Source organism: Candidatus Nitrosopumilus salarius BD31, from assembly GCF_000242875.2.
Classification (GTDB): Archaea; Thermoproteota; Nitrososphaeria; order Nitrososphaerales; family Nitrosopumilaceae; genus Nitrosopumilus; species Nitrosopumilus salarius.
This window is the reverse complement of sequence record NZ_AEXL02000098.1, coordinates 26,702-43,032: the sequence shown is the minus strand read 5'-3', so window position 1 is coordinate 43,032 and position 16,331 is coordinate 26,702. Positions and strand designations below refer to the sequence as shown.

General features: G+C 33.2%; 18 protein-coding genes. 13 read left to right on the top strand and 5 right to left on the bottom strand.

Features of this window, described 5'->3' with window-relative positions:
- Nucleotides 1-280: 280 nt before the first annotated feature.
- Nucleotides 281-1,909: a collagen-like domain-containing protein gene (locus BD31_RS05785; RefSeq protein WP_008299763.1), complete on the bottom strand. Its 1,629-nt coding sequence runs from the start codon at nt 1,907-1,909 to the stop codon at nt 281-283.
- Nucleotides 1,910-2,034: 125 nt separating this feature from the next.
- Here BD31_RS05785 and BD31_RS05780 point away from each other — a divergent pair, with 125 nt between their 5' ends.
- A complete protein-coding gene (locus BD31_RS05780; RefSeq protein WP_008299715.1) occupies nt 2,035-3,159 on the top strand; it encodes a tetratricopeptide repeat protein in 1,125 nt (374 codons plus the stop codon).
- Here BD31_RS05780 and BD31_RS05775 read toward each other — a convergent pair whose 3' ends face one another.
- Nucleotides 3,160-3,957, bottom strand: coding sequence for a sulfurtransferase (locus BD31_RS05775; RefSeq protein WP_008299731.1), 798 nt, complete (start codon nt 3,955-3,957; stop codon nt 3,160-3,162).
- A complete protein-coding gene (locus tag BD31_RS05770) occupies nt 3,954-5,762 on the bottom strand; it encodes a nitrite/sulfite reductase (protein ID WP_008299757.1) in 1,809 nt (602 codons plus the stop codon). Before BD31_RS05770 ends, BD31_RS05775 begins: the two co-directional genes overlap by 4 nt.
- 191 nt (nt 5,763-5,953) lie before the next feature.
- Between BD31_RS05770 and BD31_RS05765 the strand changes: the two genes are divergently transcribed.
- From BD31_RS05765 to BD31_RS05755, 3 genes are read left to right on the top strand one after another with little or no spacing between them, the layout of a single operon-like run.
- Nucleotides 5,954-6,772 (top strand): sulfide-dependent adenosine diphosphate thiazole synthase, encoded by an 819-nt coding sequence (locus BD31_RS05765; protein WP_008299716.1) that lies wholly within the window; start codon nt 5,954-5,956, stop codon nt 6,770-6,772.
- A gap of 60 nt (nt 6,773-6,832) precedes the next feature.
- The gene (locus BD31_RS05760) at nt 6,833-7,567 is read left to right on the top strand and encodes a site-specific integrase (RefSeq protein WP_008299721.1); all 735 of its coding nucleotides are present in this window, start codon (nt 6,833-6,835) and stop codon (nt 7,565-7,567) included.
- Nucleotides 7,568-7,570: 3 nt separating this feature from the next.
- The gene (locus tag BD31_RS05755; protein WP_008299752.1) at nt 7,571-8,032 is read left to right on the top strand and encodes a hypothetical protein; all 462 of its coding nucleotides are present in this window, start codon (nt 7,571-7,573) and stop codon (nt 8,030-8,032) included.
- A gap of 446 nt (nt 8,033-8,478) precedes the next feature.
- Here BD31_RS05755 and BD31_RS05750 read toward each other — a convergent pair whose 3' ends face one another.
- Together BD31_RS05750 and BD31_RS05745 are read right to left on the bottom strand one after the other, a co-directional pair.
- Nucleotides 8,479-9,117, bottom strand: a complete 639-nt coding sequence (locus BD31_RS05750) for a Yip1 family protein (protein WP_008299771.1) — start codon at nt 9,115-9,117, stop codon at nt 8,479-8,481.
- A 197-nt stretch (nt 9,118-9,314) separates the two neighbouring features.
- Nucleotides 9,315-9,863, bottom strand: a complete 549-nt coding sequence (locus BD31_RS05745) for a hypothetical protein (RefSeq protein ID WP_008299789.1) — start codon at nt 9,861-9,863, stop codon at nt 9,315-9,317.
- 54 nt (nt 9,864-9,917) lie between these two features.
- On the opposite strand from BD31_RS05745, the gene BD31_RS05740 reads away from it, so the two are divergent.
- The 9 genes from BD31_RS05740 (at nt 9,918) to BD31_RS05705 (ending at nt 16,330) form a co-directional block, all read left to right on the top strand.
- Nucleotides 9,918-10,904, top strand: a complete 987-nt coding sequence (locus tag BD31_RS05740; RefSeq protein WP_008299742.1) for a queuosine salvage family protein — start codon at nt 9,918-9,920, stop codon at nt 10,902-10,904.
- A 38-nt stretch (nt 10,905-10,942) separates the two neighbouring features.
- Nucleotides 10,943-11,242: a hypothetical protein gene (locus BD31_RS05735; RefSeq protein ID WP_008299764.1), complete on the top strand. Its 300-nt coding sequence runs from the start codon at nt 10,943-10,945 to the stop codon at nt 11,240-11,242.
- 28 nt (nt 11,243-11,270) lie between these two features.
- The gene (locus BD31_RS05730) at nt 11,271-11,591 is read left to right on the top strand and encodes a DUF6364 family protein (protein WP_008299765.1); all 321 of its coding nucleotides are present in this window, start codon (nt 11,271-11,273) and stop codon (nt 11,589-11,591) included.
- Entirely contained in the window at nt 11,588-12,253 is a 666-nt protein-coding gene (gene queC, locus BD31_RS05725; protein WP_008299748.1) for a 7-cyano-7-deazaguanine synthase QueC, read from the top strand. The genes BD31_RS05730 and queC overlap by 4 nt, the downstream gene beginning before the upstream one ends.
- 4 nt (nt 12,254-12,257) lie before the next feature.
- On the top strand, nt 12,258-12,611 hold the full coding sequence (locus BD31_RS05720) for a 6-pyruvoyl trahydropterin synthase family protein (RefSeq protein ID WP_008299726.1): 354 nt from the start codon (nt 12,258-12,260) through the stop codon (nt 12,609-12,611).
- 43 nt (nt 12,612-12,654) lie between these two features.
- Nucleotides 12,655-12,804, top strand: coding sequence for a hypothetical protein (locus BD31_RS10080; RefSeq protein WP_008299772.1), 150 nt, complete (start codon nt 12,655-12,657; stop codon nt 12,802-12,804).
- The gene (locus BD31_RS05715) at nt 12,779-13,066 is read left to right on the top strand and encodes a hypothetical protein (protein WP_008299791.1); all 288 of its coding nucleotides are present in this window, start codon (nt 12,779-12,781) and stop codon (nt 13,064-13,066) included. Before BD31_RS10080 ends, BD31_RS05715 begins: the two co-directional genes overlap by 26 nt.
- Complete coding sequence (locus tag BD31_RS05710) at nt 12,984-14,081, top strand: DUF6884 domain-containing protein (protein ID WP_048097498.1); 1,098 nt, start codon at nt 12,984-12,986, stop codon at nt 14,079-14,081. Before BD31_RS05715 ends, BD31_RS05710 begins: the two co-directional genes overlap by 83 nt.
- Before the next feature lie 332 nt (nt 14,082-14,413).
- Nucleotides 14,414-16,330 (top strand): hypothetical protein, encoded by a 1,917-nt coding sequence (locus BD31_RS05705; RefSeq protein ID WP_008299710.1) that lies wholly within the window; start codon nt 14,414-14,416, stop codon nt 16,328-16,330.
- The last annotated feature ends 1 nt before the right edge of the window (nt 16,331 follow it).

Here is a 16,331-nt window from a genome sequence, read left to right as displayed (position 1 = left end):
AAAAAGACGATAACATCGTTAGCAAACTAACAATCGTCTTATAGATGACGAATTGTTTTCCTTTTTCTAAATCAAGTCAGTGTTAACTAAAGATATTTCAAATCATTAGCAGAGATGAAAAATTTCAGAATCAAGAAATTTAAGATAAACAAATTTTGAAACTAATTTTTAATAAATTTTAAACACGAAAAAAATCTCAAAAAAAGAAATTTCTAAAATAAAAAATAATACCCAACATTCAAATAAAATTAATCAACAAAGAAATTTTAAAAATAAAAAATCAATATAGATAACTCATTAATTTAATTTGTTCTTCAGTAGAAATAACATTTTTGTTTGTTAAGATTTCTAACAAATCTTTAAAGAGTGCTTTTTGCTCAGAAGACATTCCACCGGATGGTCCTTTTTCTCCAGGTGGGCCGGGTGGACCTCTAGGACCAGGTGGACCCACTGGGCCTTGACCTCCTACAGGACCTTGATCACCAATAGAACCCATTGGACCTGTTGGACCACGTTCTCCTTGTGGGCCTTGAATTCCCTGTGGACCTTGTGGACCTTTTTCTCCAGATGGACCAGTAGTTCCACGTTCTCCTTGTGGGCCTTGTGGGCCTTGTGGGCCTTTGTCACCTGGAGCACCTATTTGTCCTGTTGGACCTTTTTCTCCAATAGGACCCAAAGGACCTTTTTCTCCTTTTTCTCCTTGAGGTCCTGGCACTCCAGTTAATCCTTTAGCTCCTGCAGGTCCCTGTGGACCTTGTGGACCTTTTTCTCCTAGTGGACCTTCAGGACCTTTGTTTCCTTTTTCTCCTAGTGGACCAGGTGGACCTTGCTGACCTTTATCGCCGAGAGGACCTGTTGGACCTGTTAATCCTTTATCCCCAGATACTCCAGCTGGACCCACTGGGCCTTTATCGCCGAGAGGACCTACTGGACCTTTTTCTCCAATAGGGCCAGGTGGACCTTGAATTCCTTTTTCTCCTTGTACACCAGATAATCCAGTTGGGCCTTTGTCACCCGTTGGACCAGTTAAACCTGTTAATCCTTTATCACCAATAATTCCCTGAGGACCATCATCTCCTTTGTCACCTGGAGAACCTCTTAATCCAGTTGGGCCTTTGTCACCAGTTGAACCAGTTGGGCCTTTGTCACCTTTATCCCCTGGAGGACCTTTTAACCCATCTGCACCTTTGTCACCTGGAGGACCAGTTGGGCCTTTGTCTCCTTTATCCCCTGGAGGACCAGTAACTCCTTTGTCTCCTTTGTCTCCTTTGTCTCCAGTAATTCCTTTATCTCCAGTTAGACCTTTGTCACCTGCAATACCCTTATCTCCTTGAGATCCTCTATCTCCAGTAGATCCTTTGTCACCAATAGAACCTGGGGGACCTACTGGACCGTCAGGACCTTTGTCACCTGGAGGACCAGGTGGACCTTGTGGGCCTTTGTCACCTGGAGGACCAGGTGGACCGTCAGGACCTTTGTTGCCATAAGAATAAGAAGAATCAACACTTGTTTTTGCAGAACGCTTCACAGATTGATCATCGGCAGATTTAGTTTCAGATTTAGTTTCAGATTTAGTTTCAGATTTAGTTTCAGATTTAGTAGTGGATTTGGCTAAAGGAACATCAAACATAGAATGTAACGAAGAAAATAGATCAGTTACCACAATCCAAATTTTATCAAGATTTGCGATAGATGCTGGAAGAGGGTTTGATGGAGAACCAAGAGTTTCAGAGAACATCCCATCTTTTACTCTAAGATGGAAATTACCTCTCCACAACGATGAGAATTGTTTTGTTCGAAGTGCATCGTCTGAAGGCTTTATTTCAGTAATTGCGATTTGAGCTTCATAGACACCAGATTGCTTGAATGGTGCCTGTCCGTGAATTTCTATTCGTGGCTGAGATGACACAAACGATTGTGCATACTTCAAGTATTTCTGTATTTAGATCGCATAAATTCATCACAAGTTCAAGATATATGCAATTAGGCTCGATTAAGATGGTATTTATCTAGATAAAAACACAATTTGTCCTAGTGAAAAAACTATTTAGAGAAAAATCAAAGAAGAATGAAGAGAAAAAGTTAGAGAAATCTGTAAAAGAAGAAACAAGTATTGTAGATTCGGACTATAACCGTAAAAAATTATTCAAGCGTGGAATTAATTTGATGGCAGATGAGAAACTTGAAGAAGCCATAGAGATTTTTGAGCAGGCATTGAGAATTGATCCCAGTAACATAGAAACTTTGATGAAATTAGGATATGCCAGATTTCACATAGATGATTACAGTGAAGCTTTAAAAATTTATGATAGAATTTTAGACATAGATGTTACAAATCCAGAAGCTTGGAATCTTAAAGGACTAGTCCATTATGAACAGAAAAATTATTCTAAAGCTCTAGATGCAGTTCAGAAAGCAATTGAGTCAGACCCAACATATGGAATGGCATGGTACAATCAAGCGTGTTTCCTATCTTTGTTAAATCAAGTCCCAGAATCACTTGAAGCATTAAAGCGCTCCATTGAGATTGATGTTAAAAATGCAAGAAAATCAATTCGAGATAAAGACTTCATGAATGTTAGAATTGAAGAAGGGTTCAAGAGAATTCAAGAAGTTGTAGTGTTAGAATCAATAAGACAAGGATATCATACACTAGGTGCAATTGTTTGGACAACATTTCTAGACAAAGCTGATGCAGATAATGCATTGGAGAAACTTTTAGAAAAAGGGTTAATTGTTCAAAACGAAAAACGTGATGGCTTAAGTAAAATTCCAATATATGATCTTGCACCAAATGTTGCAGAAAAAATAGGTAAAGAAAAGAAAGGATTGTTTGGAATTACAAAAAAAACATTACCAAAACCTGTAAAAAATTTGAAAGAACTAAGTCAAGCTATACAATCAGTCAAAGAAGCAATTGAAGAAGGAGATGTTGAAAAAACTATTGAAATTTTTGATGTGTTCATAGACCCAACAAAATCAGGAGAACAAATGATTGAGAATTTCTTTGATGAGCACAGAGAAATCAGATTATGGAAAATTAGATTAAAAGATAGAGGAGAAGATTATTTGATTGATAACAAAGACAAGATGTTAGTTCTGTTTGACAATATAGAAGGCACAGTCACAAAGAAACTTAGAAACGAAATTTCTTCTTGATTATTCTGCAGATAAATCCCAATAACTCGCATCTTCTTGTTTTTCTGTAGGTTTATGAAGACTCTTCCATTCCTTAAAAGATCTAACATATAATTTTGTGTTGGGTAAGCCTACAGATTTCAAAGCATAGTATGCTAAACCTGATAGTGTTCCCACACTGCCACAATACGTAATAATTTCAGAATTTCCAGTAATTCCTCGATTATCAAGCAATCTTTTCATATCATCTTTAGAGCGTAGGATTTTATCATTTGAAGCAAGAGTTCGATAAGGAAGACTGATTGCTCCGGGGATATGCTGTTCAAGAAAATTCAATCGTTCTCTATTATCTATTAAAATCACATTATCTCTCGATTTTGCACTTTCCAAATAATCAGAAGTGGCCAAGATTTCAGAATGTAAATTCAAAGAGTGATCTTTATTTTGAACATCAGGTGTTTGAGAGTCATTTTCCAATCCAAGAGATTTCCAATGACCATAAGTAGTTTCAAGCAATGTTACATTAGAATGTCCAATGTATTCTAAAGTCCAAGCAACTCTGGATGCCAGAGCACCAAATGTATCATCGTAAACAACAACAGGAGTTTCATCGTCAATTCCCATGGAAGTTACAAGTTTTAAGACTCGTTCTGGAGTATCATCAGACAAAAGAGTTGCTAAAGGCAAATTAACCGCAGTTGGAATATGATCTTGTTTGTAATCATCTTCTCGTCTAACATCTATTACTCGTACGCTCTTGTCTCTTATTTCGGAGCGTAAAGAATCTACATCGGTTGTAATTTTACCAGATTCGGTCAAGCAGCACATTCACCTTTTCCAGTTTTTGTATGGTAACTTGTATCACTGCCATAGTCAAGATAAAAGTCAGGATCACTCTCTTTTGCAGGAGGAACGATTAGAGGTTCCAATATTTTTTTGATGTCATTGATTGATTTAATTTCAGAATCTTCATTCCCATTTACAATTCTATGAATCCACGATTTGAGAGTATCATCAGATTGCTTGTTTTGTTTGAATAGTTCGATGATTTTTAGAATTACAGGGATTACTCGTTTTGCAGGAATTCTAAGACATGTTTGACCTAACATAGTATCGCCGTCAGAGCGTCCACCTAAAGACATCTGATAGTTTGGATACATGTCTTTACCAACACGACCGCCACCTCCAAAGAATCCAATTGTTGCAATCCCATGTTGCCCACAAGAATTAGGACAACCGCTAATCTTAATGGATGAATCACTAAGATCATCATCTTCATCAAGTTTCAGTTCAAGGAATTTTCTTTGAATTTCTTTTGCTAGTCGGTGAGAGTTTGTCAATGCAAGATTACAAGAAGTGGTTCCAGAACACCCAATAGGAGCAGTCATGGTTAAAGCACCGGATTTTGCTAATCCAACTTGGAGAAGTTTAGAATATAGGCGTGGTAAATCGTCTTCGTGAACATATCGTAATGCAACATTTTGTACAAATCCACCTCTTGCCTTTCCCTCAGATGAAAATTCACGAACAATATCAGCCAATGCATTAAGTTGACTTGCAGTGATATCTCCTGCCTCCAATGTGATAAATGCAGAACGATAGTCATTTTGAGATTGCTTAACAGTATTGGTTTTCAACCATCGAGCAAATCCATCAGGAAAAGATGCACCACTTTCATCAGAAATTCTAATTGGTCGTTTAATTACGTTAGGAGTATGATCAACTTCCAGCTGAGTGATTACAGATTGGGTGGCCCTTACAATTGCACGTTCCTTGAAAACAAGATTCTGAAACTTTTCCCAGCCCATATCATTTACAAGGTAACGCATTCTGTTTCTTGCAAGATTTTTTCTATCACCTAATCTATCAAAGATTCTCATTACAGCAATAGAAGTGTACAATAAATCTTCTTCAGGGGTGAATTCCTCCAATTGATGTCCAACGTATGATTTGTTTCCAAGTCCACCACCAAGAAATATTTTAAAGCCACGTTGAGAAGCCCCGTCTATTTTTCGAATTTGCGGGATTAATCCAACGTCAACCATTCTCACCATCCCGTGTTTTTCACAGCATGTAAAATTAAATTTGAATTTACGTGGGAGGTTTTGAGCCATAGGATTTCTCAAAAAGAATCTTGCAGTAGCGAGTGCATAAGGAGTTGAATCAAACTCCTCATCAGGACAAACACCAGATAAAGGACTACACATTACATTTCTTACAGAGTTACCACATGCTTCTCTTGATGTCAATCCAACTTCCGCTAGACCTCTAAAGATTTCTGATACATCCTCAAGAATCACCCAATGTAGTTGGATGTTTTCCCTAGTTGAAAAATGTGCACTGCCTATAGAATATTGCTCACTGAGTTGAGATATTTTTTCAAATTGATTAGGATAAATTTCGCCTGCAGGGAGTTTTATTCTAACCATGGCATAATCCCCAGTCATCCTGGTACCATATGCACCATGTTGAAGTCTAAACCGTCTAAAGCTGTCCTCATCATATTTTCCTTGGCGGAACAATTTTACAGTTTTAGCAAAATTATCGGCTTCCTCAATTCTTGCCCAATTAATTTTAGGTTTAACAGAATCAGAGGCAGATTGCTTAAGATCAGATATGGTCAATACAATGAAATTCCTTTTGGTTTGGTTATAAATTTTTGATATTTGGATGTTTTAGGAGAAAAAATTTCTATAACGTACATAATTTTCCTACTTCTACACATGTAGACATAAAGTAAAATTATTAGTGCAACCTAATTTTTTAAAAAAAAGTTGTGGGAAAGTATTAATTGTTCACGAAAGAAACCAACGCCATGCAAGAAGCAACCATTGCAGAACAATCATCTAAAATATTCACAGATGTACGTGAAGTTGAAATCACACGTGCAATTGCAAACGAATTTCATGACGTGTTAATTGATAGAGCAGATTCAGACGTCATCATTATTGGCGCAGGTCCAGCAGGATTAACAGCAAGTAGAGAACTTTCCAATATGGGTTTCAAAGTTCTTGTCATTGAACAAAACAACTACCTAGGAGGAGGTTATTGGTTAGGAGGATACATGATGAATCCAGTTACAGTTAGAGAGCCAGCACAGAAATTTTGGGATGAATTAGGAGTACCATACAAAAAGGTTGCAGATGGATTATACTTAACGCCAGGACCACATGCAGTATCAAAATTAATTGCAGCAGCTTGTGATGCAGGTGTAAAATTTCTTCAACTTACAAAATTTGATGACTTGGTGTTGAAAAATGGCAGAGTAACAGGAATTGTTGTGAATTGGATGCCAGTTTCAGCATTGCCACGAAACATCACATGTGTTGATCCAGTTGCATTAGAAGCCAAAATGATCATTGATGCTTCAGGTCATGATTCTGTAGCTGTTAAAAGATTAGTTGACCGAGGATTAGCAAAATGGAAAGGAATGGAACCAATGCATGTCAATGATGGGGAAGAACATGTAGTTCACAAAACAGGCGAGGTTTATCCAGGACTAGTAGCAGCAGGGATGTCAGTTACAGAGACCCACGGATTAGCAAGAATGGGGCCAACGTTTGGTTCAATGCTATACTCTGGAAAAAGAGCAGCTGAAATTACAGCATCTAAAATTAAAGAGTTAGAAAGATAACCTTGTGATTTTCTAAAGGGTTAGGTTTTCTTTTATACTGCGATCGTACTATCATACCATATGATTGAACGTGAAAGAATTGACGAGTTAGGATATCTCAATGTGTTGAGATCCAGAGATAAATTCCTTACAAACAAGTTCAACAAGTCAAAGTCTACTAGTACTGTTGACTTTTGCAAGGGAGCACTGCATAGCTTTGACAAGTTTGCGTTTGCAAAGTTTGGAAAAGACTCCACAGAGCAAGTAATTGAGGACATCAAGAAACTTCCAGAGTCAAGACATGAATCAGTGATGATTGACTTGTTTCAAAAGTATCTCCACTGGAAACACGAGGATTCAAAGGCAAGCACCTCAGTTGCATATTACCAGACAGTAGTAGAGTATTTTTCATATCACCAGTTGAGGATAAACCACTACAATCTAAGACGAGACATTACACTACCAGAGGATCCAAAAAACATGAGACATGCCCTAACCCTTGCAGAAATTAGAAAACTAGTTGACAATTCAAAACCGAAGAGAAAAGCACTGTATACTGTTCTAATTAGCTCAGGAATGCGAATTGGTGAGACAATGGGGCTAAAAAAGCGAGATTTTGACTTTTCGCAAGAAAGAATACGAATTACAATTCCTGCAAAACTCACAAAGAAAAACACTGAAAGGCAGACCTACATTTCAAAGGAAGCTGAACACTATCTTTTACCAATAATTAAAAGAATGAATCAGGACGACTTGGTTTTTACCACAAACAAAGACAACAGAAAGGCAGTTGACAGAGAAATACTGAATTTCTGACATTTGAGGAAAAAAACAGAACTTGACACAAAATATGACAACTCTACAGTACACAAGATAACTTTGCATTCTTTTAGGGCATTTTTTGAGACACAAGCATCAAACACCCATGGACTGGAATATGCTCATGCATTGATAGGACACAGCGGATACATGGAACAGTATTATCGACTCAGCAACGAGGACAGATTAGAGAAATACATTGAGCTTGAGCCAAAGATAACAATCGGCGAGGACTTTAGAAATCAGATAAAAATAGACAAGCAGAGCAAGAAAATCTCAGAACTAGAAGAAAATACACAAAAGATAGAAGAGCTTGAAAGTACGATACAAACACTGCAAAATAATCTAAAAAATAGAGACAAAGATTGGGAGAGTTCAGTTGTCAAACTATTTGAGGAACAAGCAAAAAAGTTCTCAGATCCTAACTACATTAAAGAATTACAAGAAAAAGAAAAATTATAACAATATTAGGGTACTACAATAAATCACAAAGAAGAAAAGATAATTTCCTCTAGACATGCGCGTTATCAATTACATTAAACTAATTTAATCTTAATAAAAATAATTACAAGATACGAATTACAATATTTTAGACACAACCACCTCATAATATAGGGAAATTGTGGTTTGTCTAAATTGTGGTATTTTTTAGGCGTGAAATGCCACAAAAAAAAGCCACAAAATTAGACAAAAGTCCACAAAAATGTGGTTTTTGTCTAATTGTCTCAGGCACGAATGTGGTTTTGTTTGATTTCTTGAGATTGATGTGAAAAATTAAATTCATTTGAAAAAAATTTGCGATATTATAAAAAAATTGAAAGCCATTGAAAATAATTTAATTTCAAAGAAAATGTAAAAAATTTATTAATTTTGTATTGTTGAGATATGTTTTGAAATGAAAATCAAATCTAGTGATACAGAAATTGTAATGGAATACTTGTGGTCAAATCATAAAACATTGATTCCAAATACATTAAAAGAAATGCCAAGCCCAAAGTAAGAATTGTCTTGAGATTTGTAAAATTATTTGTAATTTTTATTGATTTGAAATATAGTATAATCGACCAAATAAAAAATGGAATGATGATAAAATTGCTCAACATGGGTGGAGAAAACATAAAAGTTGATGCATATGATGTAGATAACTCATCAAATGAGGGAATGCTAAAAAAGTAGAGAAAAGTACTCAATGCCAATGTCATTGTACCGATAATGACAGGAATCAAACAAAACGACATACTTGTGAATATTTGTCTAAAACTAGTACTGCCACCTAATTTTCTCCCAATGTAAAAAATAATCAAAATAATTACAAAATTATTCAATACAATTCCACCAAAATTTACTACATAATGGATCAAGTTTGGAAGTTCTCTGAGACCATATGATATTTGAAAGAATAATTCCGATATTTCAGCAAAAAATGAGGTAAAACATGCAAGACTAAACAAAATCACAGATAGTCTGAAATATCGTGGATTTTGCGATATTTTCTCAAATGCAATATTTGGTTTTGATAAAACTTCTCTTATGATGTACAATGTCATGTATAGAAGGATTCTAGTTGAGAACTATTATTGAATCATTTCTAATAGATTTACAATAAATCTCTGAAGGAGAATATCTTCAGGGTCAACGTCTCTGTATGTGCAAATCTGTCAAGGTTTGAACATTTTTCTCTTAAGGGGAGTTATCTGATTGGTTAAAATCTCTGATTAATGATTTATCTGGCAGAATGCTTATTCTACGTAATTGTTTTTCCTGGTGCCTGATTTTCAAAATCATTTTGAGCCTTTGTTAAATATATCCAGTATCCTCCTACAAAAATTAATCCTACTACGTCAAGAGTAATTAATTTCACAAATTCCTCCCATGTTAATTCTGATAGTAAAATAATATGTATTCCAACTATAACTGCAAAAAACAATGCAATTGTAATCCACCAATTTTCTCTATTAAGAAATGACACTTTTCCAGACATCCATATTTTTGGAATTACTTCTGTATCTGTAAATTCTAAAAATTCTTTTTCGATATTTGATATGATCCCCATATTACGTACAAACCAACTATTTGTAATCAATGATGAGATAACTCCTGCAAAACTGAAGATTGTCATGATGAATAGGAATCCAAATACTCCTATGGTGTCTATGGCTATTCCTAAACCTGCAAATAATGCTGTATATGCTGCAAAAATTTTCCATAATGAATCCTCTGCACGACTAACATTATTCCAACTACTTTCGTACATTTTTATCAAAAAATCTTTGCGAGTTGGTTCTTCTGCCAAGGTTAATTCTATTTCAAACCTAAATTATAAAACTTCACACATGGGTAATCTGTTATGACTCTGCTTGATGATCTTGGAATTAACGTCGAATTTTCACCAAAATTCCAAGTAAATGAATCTAAAGTAGAATTGCTTAGTTCGTCTCTCTTAGAATTGAGTCAAACTCACAAAGGCTATGATTGGATTGATGATAATTTTTGGTTGCCAAAAACAGAATCTGATGAATTTGTTTCACAATTCTTTACTTTAGGTAATTCAATAAATTTCAAATATTGGTCAAAAAATAACTCTGAATTAATCTATTCTAGTGGAAAAAAAAGTGGAATTGATGCTAGAGGTGCAATGTACATGTGGAGGTGTCTCAAAACTTGTGTTGATTCTGGAACCTTTGATATTCTTGATTCAAAAAAATTATCTGAAATAACATTTGATGAATTTAGAAAGATTTTCCAAGATGATTCTAGAAATGATGTGTTACCTTTACTAGAAGAAAGACATAGAAATTGGATTGATTTGGCAACAAAACTAAATGATTGCTGGGATGGAAATATGATTAATTTGTTACATCATTGCAAAAACTCTCTAGTTGAATTTACAAAATCCTTGAAAACGTTTAGAGCATTTGATGACCCAATATGTAAAATGATTATGGTTAATGCAATTATGCATCAAGGAAGGGGATTAGTGACTTTTGATCAACCCATAATTCCTGGAATTGATTACCAAATACTCAAACAGTTATTGAGACTGGGTGTTATTACAACTAATTCTGAGATTGAAAATAAACTTGAACATTATCACTTGTTGGATAATTCTGATGCTCTAGATATTAGAAAAGCTGGTTTATCTGCATTGTTTGAAATAATGGAAAAAACTAAACTTCCTGGAGATTATATTGACAACATGATTTGGGGAAATAGAACAAAATGTGAAGAAAACAATCCTATTTGTCTAACCGATGAAACCGCATGCCCCTTTCACAAATTCTGTGATAAAAAAACTAGATTATTGATACCATTAGAAGACACCCGATACTATTAACCTGAAAAGATTAATTCTAGAACTTCTGAATCTTTGTGATGTCAAAATATTCTAAACCTGTTTGGCAAATGATTGTAGACACTTTTCAAAACAACGATTCCCAAGAATATGCTGATCTTAAAGAAATCTCTTCTCGTGTAAAGATAGAATTTCCGTCTGATGACGTAAACAAGATGACTTTACGCCTACAAACCATCTTTCATTGTGTAAATCATCCTGGAAATAGACATGATGCATCCAAAAGATTTGAACGTAATCCTCAATTTCATTTTGATGGGAAATCTGGATTTCGATTATTGGCTCCAAATGAGATCAAGAAATATACAAAATCATCTTAAATAATAGTACATAAAAATACATAACATTATGGCAAATGGTAAAGTCAAAGTTACCTTAAACATTGATGAAGATGTAATTAAAAAGTCTGAAAAAATTCTTAAAGAAAAAAATATTCCTCGATCAAGGATCGTTGAATCTTTCTTACATTATGTAGGTGACCCTCATCTTTACTGCTTTTCATGTGGTGAAAAATTTTATGTCAGTAAAGCTAAGGTTTGTCCAAAATGTAGTTTTGTTAAATGCACTAAATGTAAAAATTGTAGTTGTAAATTAACTGAACAAACATCAGGCGCAGTTTTCTACATGCGTAAAGTCTATGAGGATTTAATTGGAGGCCGAGTCAAATGAAATCTATTTTAATTTTCTCTGGTGGCTTAGATAGTACTACTCTATTATACAAATTACAACATGAAGGTCATGAAGTTTTTCCTATGACTTTTTTGTATGGTCAAAAACATTGTAAAGAATCTGAATCTGCAAAAGAAATATGTCAAAACCTAACTCTTTCACATAAAGTAATTGATCTGTCTCCTTTACAAACTGTACTTGATTCTGCCTTAACTAATCCCAATATTTCTATTCCAGCTGTTCCTTCTAGTGCACAATTTTATGAAACATTAAAAACAACTGTTGTCCCAAACAGAAATGCAATTTTCCTATCTATTGGTGCAGGATATGCTCAAAGTATTGGAGCAAAAAATATTTTCTTTGCAGCACATTATTCTGATAGAGGGATGTATCCTGATTGTAGAGAGGAGTTTATCTCCGCATTTGAAAATATGACCAAACTATCTTTAGGTGATGATGATGCTTCTGTCTCATCACCTTTTGCTACAATTAAAAAATCTGAAGTAGTAAAAATTGGTCATTCTCTAAACGTTCCTTTTGAATTAACCTGGTCTTGTTATGAGGGAAAACATAGGCATTGTGGTAGATGTAGTGCGTGTAGAGAGAGAAAAACTGCTTTTAAAGAGGCAAACGTGACTGACCCTACTGAATATTCTGAGTAATATTATGAAAACTAAACTAGGTGTAGAATTTGAAATTGATTTTTCACATATTCTAAAAGGACATCCTAAATGTGGTAAACTACATGGGCATACTTCTAGAATTCAAGTTGAAATTATGGGTGATTTAGTTAAAGGCAGTACATATCAAGATAACATGCTTATGGATTTTGCTGATATGAAAACTCAATGTTGGAATGTAATTTCTCAACTAGATCACAATGACTTGAATACTATGTTTGAATATCCTACATCTGAAAATATTGCAGGATGGATATTTGAAAATCTTGAAGATAAAATCCCTCTCTCTTCAGTAAAATTCTATGAAGGTAATGGAAAATGGTGTATTGTTGAAAAGTAATCTCATTCGATTTGGTTATAAAGACTAGATCTCACCTCAGTACATGGTAGTAGGTAATTTACCCAAAAATCCTATTCCTTTCTTGGTAGCTGACAGACAAAAATCCCTTGAATTATTGAGATATAGTGGTGTTCACAGACAATCTTCTCCAATTGGTTTGATGGGAAATGCAAATTCTACTCCTAATTTTTAGAAAAGCATTCAAAAAATTTACTGGTAAAAATATTGTAAAAATTACTGATTCTGGAATTTTTACAAAAGATGGTGGTTTATCAAAAAATTATTCTGAATTGTTTGAAAAATATGAAGAGATGGGAACTGACTATGGGATTATTTTAGATGTTTTAAAAAATAAAAAGAAAACAATTCAAAGTGCAAAAAAATGCAATCAAAGAATACAAAAAGAAAAAAAGGTCATTCAAATTAATTGGGGTTGCTCAAGGAAAAACTGTTAAAGAATACCTTGAATGTTATCGTTCTCTAAAAAGAATGGGTTACAAGAATATTGCAATAGGGGGGTTATTGGCAAAAAAAGAAAACACTGCCCGATTTGTAACTGTACGAAATGAAAGCTTTTTAGAAAAAGTTACTGCTGAAATTCGCTCAAAATATCCTAAAGATTGGTTATTTTTGCTAGGTTGCTTCCATTCAAAGCGCTATGCGTTACTAAAAAAATATAAAATTTTTGGTGCCGATTTTAAGGGGTGGATATTCAATTATAAAAATCCTGCAGAAAAACGTGGAAGATTGATAAAACATTTAGAAAAAATTGAAGAGGAAAATTTTGTTAAACCTCTAAAAACTATTCTTTCTAAAAATAAATTTCATAATTTGGATACCGATGATGCTCATGAAGAATTTTTAGAACTTTTAAAATATAAGAAAAAAATTTCGAAGAGACTAAAAAACAAAGAATATGATGAAAAACTAAATCAACTTCTACAATTAGAGAAAAATTCGGAAGACGAATTACGTGCAGAAAGATTTGAAGAAGTAAATCGTTTCTTACATAAAAAAATCTACAGTCTTATGAAACCAAAAAAACTTCTTGTTGTATCTTGTTCTCAACGTAAAAAAATAGAAATGAATCGTATGCCTGCTGTGGAGATGTATGATGGACCGATGTTTAGGATGATTCGAAAACATAAACCCTTTAACTATAATGGAGTAGATTTATTGATAGTATCTGCAAAATATGGATTAATTCGTCCTACACAACAAATAACAAATTATGATAAACGCCTTTCATCTGACCAGATTCCTACACTTCAAAAGAAAACTCTAATTAAATTAGAAAAATTTACAAAAAATGAAAATTACAATGAAGTAATGCTATCTATGGGAAAAGATTACCTCTGTTTGTTTGATGGTATTGATAATGTTCTCCCAAAGAAATGTGTTGTAAAGACTACTAAAGGAAAGATTGGTCAAAAACTACATAGTACAAAGATTTGGCTTTCAAAAAAATAACTTGAAAATACTTGAATAGGAGTTGAACTGGTAATTCATAACTTATGATAAATCCACCTGATTTTGACACCTATTTTTCATTGAAATGTTCAGAAAATGATATGTGGCAATTTTTTTGATCCTGCAAACCGAAAATGGGTTTTTTTTAAATATAAAAAAAAGACGGTTCTCAGAGTTATTTTGTTATTTTTCGAAATGGATGGATTGTTAGAAAAGTTCATCGAAAAAGATCTCCTTATTATTTTCAAATTAAAAAAAACAATCTAATTTCTATTGGTTCAAAAAATGCAAATTCTACTATTCATTCATTTCCAACATCATCTACAATTAATTTGAAATGTGTAGAAGAATCTGGTTATGTGATGATTAATTCACATAAATTTCATTTTCAATCCGATGAATATTTTGAAATAATGGATATTGAAGGCGTAATTACATTTGAAGGGAAAATTTCTGTCCCTATTTCAAAATTTTCTACGTTGCAATCCATCATGTCAAAAAAAAATGTGATGATTTCAATTGAAAGTTCTGACACTGACCAAAACCCCGATGATGAATCTAAAATATTGCAATCTGAAATATCTGAATTATTAAAAATTCTTTATAGTGAATTTTTAAAAAAAGAGTCTGAAATTGAAGAATTACAATTAGCATTACTTATGAAAAACACTGAAAAAATTTCTAAACCCGAAGTTAAACAACTTTTAGATTCAATTTTTAAAAAAGAATTTTCATCATTTGATGATATATTATATGATTTTTTGACTGAAAAATTAGTAAATTATTTTGATTGGAAACAAATGGACAATTTTTCTGTACCTTCTGATATTGTAAGTTTACTTTTATCTGGAAAATCTAAGAAATTTCAAGGTCATTGGACTTCAAATGAACTTTCACTCATTTTACCAAATTTTGAATTACCTGTACATCTTCAAACGACCCTTGCACCATATAATCAATCTGTTGGTGAACTAGATCCAAACAAAATTCGATTTAAAAAAACCCGATTACAAAAATGGCGTTTATTCCCATTTCTTGGGAAATTGAAAAACACTGGTAAAAAGAATGAAATCTTCTTTGAAGATACCTCCCATGAATTCATTGAAACTTGTTTACGAACAATCGTGGGAATTCCTACAATTGAAAAAATTTTGAGAGATATGTGTTATTTAGATAGTTTTACTTTAGATTTACAGGAGTGGAGAGGTTCAGATAATTTAAGTAGATTTTTTATTACCTATGTAAAAATTCTAGAGCCTATAGATTATAGTGGAAAAATTCCATGTATGATTGTAGAAGACTTCTTTGGAAATATATTCAAATTATCTTGGGATTTTGATACTTATGAAAAAAATTCTGATGAAATTCATAAAATTTCCAAAAATGGATATTTGAGTATCGTTTTAAAAAATTTATTAGATAATAAACATAATTCAAGAGATGATGTAGATTTTTCCTCTGTATCTGGAATATCATTTAGATTCATCAAAAAAGAAGATTTTATTCTAAAAAATATTCTTGCGTTAATAAAATATGTTGGATATGTGGATAACAAAATTTTAAAAAAATTTGTTAGTTTATTTCATGAAATTAATTTTGATAATCAGATGTCTTCATTATTGAATGATGATGATGTATTGGAAAAAAATAATACTTTTTATTATAAATATAATGCTTTAACTAAAAAACAATATTCTTTTCTTTTGAGTATTATGGATGACCCTTCATTATTACCAACTCGTGAAATTTTTAGGGAACGTTGGTATGTCTTGTGGTCATTAATGCGTGAAAATTTATCCTTAATTCATCCTTTATCTTATTCAATACCTGTAAACTTGAAAGACAAACTACATGACAATTTAAAAAATATTGACGTGATTTTTGATTTTGTTGCTTCTACCAAAAAATATCATAAACAACAAATCATTAATCGAAATAAGTCTCGAACTAACTTTATTCTAAATGTGTCAACGGACTCTAAAAATTTCCAAGAAACTTTAGTTGGGAAAAAAGATAAAGAAATTTACATTAACCATTCCAGAAATATCTTTCGAAAATTTGGACAATCATGTGTAAAATCTAGAGGTAGATGGGTACCAAAAGCACATTATGTTGCAAATTTTGTTTCTAGACAATTTGCTTTTATGGAACCTCGTGTGAAGAGAATTGATAGAATAATCGTTGACAAAACTGGGCGATCAGTTAAAGAGGTAGAGTTCTATATTGAAGCATACAAGATTGAGGATTAAA